Annotated in this window: 5 protein-coding genes and 1 pseudogene; all 6 read right to left on the reverse strand. The window is 41.4% G+C overall.

The window, feature by feature from the left end:
• Window positions 1-309 precede the first annotated feature (309 nt).
• The gene (locus tag PX481_RS28795) at window positions 310-1056 is read right to left on the reverse strand and encodes an FkbM family methyltransferase (protein ID WP_288097368.1); all 747 of its coding nucleotides are present in this window, start codon (window positions 1054-1056) and stop codon (window positions 310-312) included.
• A gap of 21 nt (window positions 1057-1077) precedes the next feature.
• Window positions 1078-2574 (reverse strand): glycosyltransferase family protein, encoded by a 1497-nt coding sequence (locus PX481_RS28800; protein WP_223210596.1) that lies wholly within the window; start codon window positions 2572-2574, stop codon window positions 1078-1080.
• A gap of 55 nt (window positions 2575-2629) precedes the next feature.
• On the reverse strand, window positions 2630-4093 hold the full coding sequence (locus PX481_RS28805) for an FkbM family methyltransferase (protein WP_288097372.1): 1464 nt from the start codon (window positions 4091-4093) through the stop codon (window positions 2630-2632).
• 26 nt (window positions 4094-4119) lie between these two features.
• A complete protein-coding gene (locus PX481_RS28810; RefSeq protein ID WP_288025356.1) occupies window positions 4120-7182 on the reverse strand; it encodes an FkbM family methyltransferase in 3063 nt (1020 codons plus the stop codon).
• Window positions 7183-7453: 271 nt separating this feature from the next.
• Window positions 7454-8398 (reverse strand): PhzF family phenazine biosynthesis protein, encoded by a 945-nt coding sequence (locus PX481_RS28815; protein ID WP_288097376.1) that lies wholly within the window; start codon window positions 8396-8398, stop codon window positions 7454-7456.
• A gap of 208 nt (window positions 8399-8606) precedes the next feature.
• Window positions 8607-8907: pseudogene (locus PX481_RS28820) on the reverse strand (hypothetical protein); the annotation flags it as partial.

The following is an 8907-nucleotide window of genomic DNA, read 5'->3' on the forward strand; positions in this document are numbered from 1 at the left end:
TCATCTGGTCAATTACCTAATTTTCAGGGAAAAAGTACCTGAATTTTCCCCCCGCTCACTCCCAGGTCCGGTACTTTTGGATTGACAAAAAGTCTAAAAGTCTTATCCAGCAAGGTTTTTAGATTTATTCAGCAAGCCCTAAGTATGGCTCAGTTTCCCCTTCCCGAAATAGTGATCTAAGGACTGTTTAATCCTGTCCCTTGCTCTCCCACTTGGTACTTGGTCTATCGGATATCTGGGAAGAAAATAGACTGTTCTTCTTTTCCCTCGCACGGCAAGGACTAGACGGGTTAGGAAAGTCAAGCCACTCTAGTTCTCATAGTACCAAATCGGGGCAATACCGGCTTGAGTATTTACAAAAATACAATCTAATGTGGTTAGCACTCCCCCTTGATCGCGATAGGCATCGGCCACATCCCAAAGCCGAAAATTAAAGGATAATAACCAATCGGCGATTTCGGTTAAGAGGGGAGTTTTTTGGCCATAGCCCCGATAGAGCCAGCATTCGAGAAAGAGAACATCGACTTTAGGTAGGGTTTTGACGGCTCCTTTAAGTATAGACAACTCCGAGCCTTGGGTATCAATTTTGATCACTTGGGGATGGGGTAAACCAAGTCGGGCAATTGCGTCATCAATTGTTAACATTTGCACCGAGATGGGGGTGGTGGGCTGACTATCATCACCAGTCTGCAAGAGGCTACTGCTCACCACGTCCGTGGAAACATTCATCGTCACCTCGCCGCAGGTTTCACCTAGGGCGTATTTATACAGATGAAAGGAGGGATAGACTCGCAGGATTTCTGAGATTAATTCCCGATAGTCGCTGCTGTAGTCGATGAGGGGTTCAAAGAGATAAAATTCAGCTTCCTGCAGCACCTGTTTGATATAGTAGGACCAGCCACTATTAGAAGCACCCACATCAAAGATCACCCTCGGGGTGTAACCTAGGTTTTGTAGTCGTTTAAATACCTGTCGATCCAATTGGAGGACTTGAGTATCTAAGTCATCAAGCATTTTTTGGTAATCAGACCTTAATTGCAGTTTTTCAGAGTTCATATCCTTTGAATTACTTCGGGTTTATCTTTTTCGGTACAATTTCATCCCATAAGTGCCTGTATCTAACTGTTCTCCTGTATCGTACCACTGGGGGAGTGAGTCGCCAACAATTTCTGCTAATCCGGGATTCCAAGATGCTCTAGCACTGGCCCTAGGATCAATGACAATTAATGAAAGATTATCCCTATCCTCTGGTGTCATCTGCCCATTATAAAGGGGGAAATAAACTCGTTTAGCCCGAGACTTGAGGGCGTAGAATGTTTGAAAATCAGCGTAGATGTGATCCTGAGGATTAATTTTGTTATCGAGAAAGTTTTGTACTTTAGCATAGTCATTATTTTCCCATTGTTTTAAGGTACTTTGCACTAGGTAAGGTAGTCCTAGTAAGTTGGCATAAAATAATAAAACCAAAAAAGCTATACTAATAATTGTCGTCTGAATTTTGCCCGTATTTTTTTCTAAAATATTATTAAAACTCCAGCAAATACAAATGATCAAGGGAAACATCGACATCCAACTATAGTAAAGTGGATATTTCCCCAGAAAACACATAGTAGTTGGTATGGTAATAACGCTGATCAAAGCAAAAAAGGAAGGAGAACGCCACCGGAAAGATTTGGTCAATAGTTCATAAAATATCAAGATGATCAGCAGTAGTGACAGTGGGGGAAAAGACGGATGCAAGCAGCCACCACACACATAATCTTTCTGGTCAAAAAGTTTGCTCACTCTGGAAAATATTATATCAATGACACTTCTGTTAAGGTTGGCACTGGCAACAGTATGACCCAAAGTCAGACTAACAAAATCATCCCAAACACCATTAGTTGAGTAAAGTGCATAAAGAAATAACATTCCCAAAATAAATCCCCCACCTATGGCGACAAATTCCCGCCAAAATCGCTGAAAGTTGAAAAGGAGTAGGATACCGCCAAAAATTGTCGCAAAGACCACTGCTGACAATCCAGAAAGGGGAAAGAAAAATCCAATAATTGTCATAGTAAGCCATCGGATTTTAGCATCTTTTATTAAAAAAGCCCCCAAAACCAGTGCTGATAAGAAAATGCCGGAAGTGTCGTACCTTCCCGATATATAAATAAAGGTAATTCCTGCTGGCAAAAGACAACTAACCACTAGGATAATTCTTAGCCAAGAAAACTTAATTAAAGGCAATTTCTTGATGAATAACCAGATTACAGTGATGCTAAGAAGCATTAACACATAATTAAAAAGCCTAACTTTTTCAATACTAAATCCCAAAACTTTTATCCATAAAGCCAGCAAAACCGTATAAAGAAAAGAAGTGCTAACATGGAATTCCTGAGCATTTTGATGATACCAAGCAGCCGAGGTAAAACTGTCGTATAAAGCTAGATTAGCTGCTGGTTCTGCCAATACTACTTCATCTATCCACACGGGTTGTAATCTAGGTCCAAAGAATATGCCTACTAGCAAAAAAGCGATTCCCAAACCGATGAGAATCAAAATTTCACTGGTTAAGGAAATATTTTTTTTCATAATCATTACTCACCTAGTTAGTTAGTTTGTGAAAAAATGATTGATGCCTAAGTTTCTAGGCTGAAAAATAAGTAGCTGGCATAACGGAAGCAGACCAAAGTAAGGCTTGATGGAAGACCTGATAATCTTGGAAAAAGAAAACATTGCCCCAAGAATTATCGAGGGAATAGGCAGAATTACAGTAATAACTAACGTCGGAACTGCCCCAAATACGATAGATAACTAGATGCCAATGATAATCTCTTTCTTTCATGGCCTTGACTAAATCTGGTAATTGATTCATCGCTCCCGAACGACCAAAGGGGAAATTTTTATCCCAAAATTCCGCAACTACCACGGGATAACGATAGTTGCCCATACCTTTGATTACTTCTAAATCAAAGCCTTCTGTGTCAATTTTAACCAAACCAATATCTTTAGGTAATTCCTCGCCATCGTGGAGGCTGGCTAGGGTTTTAACAGTAACGGGAATAGTATCGGTAAATACTAAACCTTCCGAGAGAGAATGCTTAGTTAAGCTGTTATAAAAGCTGGCATCTTGATAGGTGTTGTCTGGGGTTTCATCGGTGGCTATATGGAGTTCTTGGGTTTGATTTTCGGAACCGAGAGCAAAGGGAAAAAGCCGAAAGTTAGGATGATCACCGAGGCGATTTTTGAGCTTATCGATTACAGCAGGAAAAGGTTCAAAGGCATAAACTTGATAACCAACTTGTAGGAGACGACTAGAAACATCGCCCCGATTAGCACCAATATCTACTGCAAGACGATGGGGAAGATAGGAATATAAATAAGTCATTAATTCGATGTCTAAATCTTGAAAATATTTTTGATCGATAATGACTTTGTATTTTTGAGAGTGAATATCTTCAAAGATTTGGCGGTTATCTTCGCTAATTTGCTGGAGATTTTCTTGTATTTTTTGTATGGTTCCAAAAACAGCATCGCTTTGCTGTTGGTAAGCTTCATAAATTCTCTGGAAAGAATCGATAATTGTATCACTATGTTTTTGGGAGTCTAATCGCACATCGCTGGCTATTTTTTGGAAAGTGTCCAGAGTTGATTCGTGCTGTTTTTGAGATTGGCTGGCTATTTTTTGGAAAGTATCGAGAGTTAATTCGTGCTGTTTTTGAGATTGGCTGGCTATTTTTTGGAAAGTATCGAGAGTTAATTGGTGCTGTTTTTGAGATTCGCTGTGATTTGTCTGGAGTTTTTCCGTCAATACTTGCATATTTTTAATTATATCTACGGAAAACTTCAGCAAAAAAGCTTGATTTTCCAGTGATAAATCAGCCTTTCGCTTGGTTTCTGCATTTTCTTGTCGGATTTGCTCCGTGGAGTTATTAAGTTGCTCAACCTTAAAATCTAAGGGATCAAGCTGATTAAGTTTCTCCAGTTTTTCCAGTTTTTGGATTTGTTCCAGTTGGACATGACTGAGTGAATCAAGTTTTTCTAGAAATAAATCTTTGACCGCTTTAACTCGCTGAACTATTTTATTTTTGGCTAATAATTTCTTGATCATTTTGGCTAGTGATTAGGTAAATTGTCTTAAGCTTGACTGGGAGAATTTTCAATTTTGCGGCTAGTTTCGGGAACTAACAAATCCTGACGAATAAAAACCACTTCCTTTTGGAGGAGTGTGCCATCAATGGGAGATCTCCATTCGCCAGTTTCGTCATAATAACGGAAACCAAGCTGATCCAAAAGATTAAGCATTTCATTGAAGACGAGAGCGTTCTGATCATAGCGAATAAAGGAGAGTTCAGCAACGACTAAATCCACCTGAGCGATAAATTCTTTGGCTCCTTCTAAGACGATATGCTCGGCACATTGCACGTCTAATTTTAATATTCCTCTGCCAGAAATTTGCTCATCTGTCGCCACCTGATCGAGGGTTTTTACTTCCACTGTAATCGTTTCATAGTTTCTAAAATCGGCGGGAGTGAGCAAGGAACTTCCGTATAAATCGGGGGAAACCTGAAAACTTAACTGACCAGCTTGATTAGAGATGGCAATTTCTAGTAATTCCGCTTGAGGAATATTACAGATATAGTAATTTCTGGCCGATTGCTCGTATTTTGAGATTAGCGGATCGATGAGGATAAAGCGAGCTTCAGGGAATAATTGACTAGCGGTATGAGACCAAATACCGTGGGAAGCTCCCACATCAACCACAAAATCTGGCCGATATTTTTGCCCTCGCAAACGTCGCATCACTTGATAGACTTGAGCATAATCTTTATAAATAATTGCGGGAACGGGGGGTTCAATAAAGTGAACTAAATCGATCGGCGATCGAGGTAAAATCGCTTCAAATCTGTCATCGGCCGCTTGTTCCTTTTCTAGGGACTGCCACACCCATTGATCGATCCCTTTATCGGAGAATTTGGCTGCTACTTTAACGGCATTTTCTCGCATTCTTTGCTGATTTTCTGGTTGAAGAACGTAGTCCACGGCTGCGGCCAAACTTTCAGGTGTATAATCACAAACCACACCGATTTGAAAGCGATTAATAAAGTTAGCCGCCGAGGTTTTATTACTGCCTAAAAGAATTACTGGGGTGTTCGCGGTGGCGAGGTTAAAAATAATCCGGCCAGGTAAACTAAGGCGAGACAATTCTGTCCGATCATCTCTTTCGTCCATAGTTCCCGTGGGAACAATGACAAAGGGATATGCTTGTAGTTGTTGTCCTAGTTGTTCTTCGGGATAAAGTCCTTGGCTATAAAGTCCCCATTTTTCTAATTCTGCGGCAGATTCTTTGAGCCAATAATAGTTAGAATTGCCATACCAATCTAGTTTAATCCCTGCCCCTTGAATACTCTCTAACAGAGATTGGAACCATTGGGGACTCCAAATGCTCCCTAATAAAGCTCCCCATTTTTCTTGACAGCGTTGGGGAGAAACTTCGGCAACTTCACTATTAATGAGACGGTGGGGAACGATCGCCGGTAGGAGCCAAAATTTGTAGCCGTACTTATTCTCGTAAGCGTCGCGGAGTTCGGGATGGGTGGCAAAACGAACGGAACATTTGCTTAAAAACTCTTTCATCAAAGCATCGGGAATCTCCTGAACGCAGATATTCTGATCGTCCATGATGTAGGTGGCAAGGGGAACGTTAAATAATTCCTTAATAGCGATCGCTGTCAGAATATCGCTGGCGTAATAAGGGACACAAAAAACGCTCTCAATCTGGTTGTGTGCGAGGGTTTTTAGCACTGACTGAAACACTTGCGCTCGCGATAGCTCTCGGTGATCGAGAAGAAGACTGAAGACCCCAAAATCCTGTTCCCCACCGTAGTGATCAGCGGAGCGTATGGAAATAATTTGACGATTATCGGCAAAGATTCTTTTTACTAGGGCCCCTGTACCGTGCTGTTGATTGACTTCACAGGGGGTAATAATAGCATGGCCGCAGATGTAGTGGTTCTGGAAGATAGCAAAGCGATCATCGATGGGTTTTCCCTGTTCTAATGATCGCCAGAGCCAATCGTCAAAATGATCGGCTTTTAAACTGGAGGCTAATTGATGACTAGCCTGACGAAGTTTTAGTTGATAGTTATAGGTGTGGAGTTTGGCGATTTCTGTCAAGAAACTTGCGGCCGCATAATCACAGACAGAACCGAGGTCAAACTCTTGCACAAATTTAGCAGCAGCGCTATCCTTCTGACCGACCACCAGAATGGGGGTGTTAGCGGCAGCGACGATAAAAGGGATACGGGAGGGTAAGCTCAAATAGGAGAATTCTGGCCGATCCTCTTCTTCCGCGGAACTGCCAGTGGGAACAAGGGCGAAAGGAGCTTGACGTAGGTGGTTAATTAGGTCAGCCTGGGGACAGTAGCCTTGAAAGAAAATTCCATCCTGCGCTAATTCTTCCTCTTGGAATTGCAGCCATTGACGATTGGGATTACCATACCAATCAATTTTTATTTGGGATTCCCGACATAACTGACGTAGTTTTTCTAACCAATTCTGAGACCAAATATTACCAATCAAAACACCTCGCCCCATCAGATCAGGCATGACAATTTCAGGGGGAAACAGATAGCTTTCGACGAGGGGAGGGATAAACCAGATTTTCTGCCTATATTTTTTTTCATAGGCTTGGCACAAGGGCAGAGAAATCCCTAAAATTAGATCGCTGCTATCGAGTAATTTCTGAACTGCTTCATCTTCGACGGCATTAACATAGACGTTCTGATCATCCATCAGGTAGGTACAAACGGGGACCTGAAAGAGAGATTTAATCGCTGTGGCTACATAAAAATCTTCGACAAAGTAGGGAATTACTAAGACTCTTTTCGGTTTTAAATGAACAAATAAATTTTGGATCTTTAATAAAATTTCCCCGTAGGAACAACCTCGCACATCCAGACAAAAATTATGGACTCCAAAATCTTGCTCTCCTCCGTAGAGATTAGTGGTTCGCAAGGAGACTATCCCACCAGTATCAGGGAAAATTCTCTTTAAAAGAACCCCGACACCCTGATTCTCATTGATTTCGTTTGCAGATACTATAATATCATAACTTTCTTGGAATTTGTCGGCAAAACTATTTAAGTCTTGTAAGGACAAACTAAGTTCTTTTTGTAGTTCCTGATAAGAGGTGAGCATAATGACTAATTTTAATAGACTTTAACTATAGACATTCCATGACTGCTGACAGGTTTTCTCAGAAAAATAAAGTATAACTTCATTTTGCCTACTGCCTCGTCATTAAGATAACTGCTGTTTTTTTTCTTGGTTATCCCTCTAGAAATTTTATATTTTTCCCTATACCCTGTCAAATTTATTCTTATCCATCCCAGAAAACGGAGATTGCTCCTTGCAGGTCTTAATGTTTTAAGATTGTTCATCTCCTTTTTACTAACTTCAGTGATTGCTATCACAATGACCTGTTTATATCGCTTTTTGTTTCCCCATCGGCAATTATCATCTTGCCTTGGCAGACTAGAACTGATGCACCACCCACAGAAACTTCCGTAATTGCCCGGTTGTTTTTCTGAAACTTTAATTGTAAACTGCTGGGTCTGCCCATTTCTACCCCTTGGATTATCGTCCATTGATTCATCCCTTCCCTAGAAGATTCTAACCCCCCTAGATAGCCCGCTAAAGCGGCCACAGCCGAACCGGTGGCGGGATCTTCCATAACTCCTAAACCGGGGGCAAACATTCGGCCATAGAGACGAGATTGGGGTGATTCTGGGTCAAAACAGCAGACAAAAAGGGAATTAGCGGGGGATTGTCCCAATAATGATGACCAGAGACTTAGATTTAGTTTTATTTTCCCTAAAACATCTCGGTTTCTAACGGGGATGAATAAAAAAGGGAGACCGCAGGAAAAGGCGCGGGGGGGATAACCGGGTAAGAAATCGGCAACGCTTAGGGAAAGAATCGCCGCTAAATCATCGAGAGCATAATTATCCGCCACCAATTCTGGCAATTGTGCCACTTTTAACTCACTATAGACCGGTTTTTCCCCCTCCATGATAATTTTCACTGGTACTAAACCGACTCCTTCCTCCAGATAAATCGTGGTTTCTTGGTGGGGGGGAATAGCCGCGATTAGGGCTAAAATATAGGCTGTGCCGACGGTAGGATGACCAGCAAAGGGTAATTCGGTACTGGGGGTGAAAATCAGGACTTTTTTAGTGCCTTGGTCTGTTTCTGGCGGAAAAACAAAGACTGTCTCTGAGAAGTTAAATTCGGCGGCGATTTTTTGCATCTGGGTGCGGGTTAATCCAGACGCTTCCGGAAAAACCGCCAGGGGATTACCGCCAAAAATGCGATCGCTAAAAACATCGGCGGTATAGTAGGAATAGATAGGCACGCGGGAGATAGGGCAACAGTTATCGGAGAATTTTCTGATCTTACACCTATTTTCACCTCTGACCGCCCCCCGGTTGTCTGTCTAGGGATAGATAATCCTTGTCAGTCCTGTTATTCTCTCTATTAAGAAATAATGAAAATACAGAGTTTTTCCTAAAGATAAGGTATGTCTTGATAGGGCATCGTCTCGGAGTCTCCTAATAACTCTACTACTTATTCGGTTCTAATCTGGCTAATAAACTGACTAACTTATCTCTGACGGAATTGTGAGTGTATTCGTCTTCAGGGTGAGGTTTTTGATTGGGTTGTTGAAAATAGGGACGTTCCCCGTATAATTGTCCCCATTTCACATCGACTCGGTGTACTAATTCATAGAGTAATTCTTGATTGTCTAAAATTTCTTCTAGGATTAACTGCAAAGCTTGAACAGGATTATCTAAATTTTGACTGACTTTGGTTAATTCTTCATCAACGATAAGCTGTAAAATTATCTGCAAAGCTCCCGAAGAA

This window comes from Microcystis sp. M53603_WE2 (assembly GCF_030065435.1).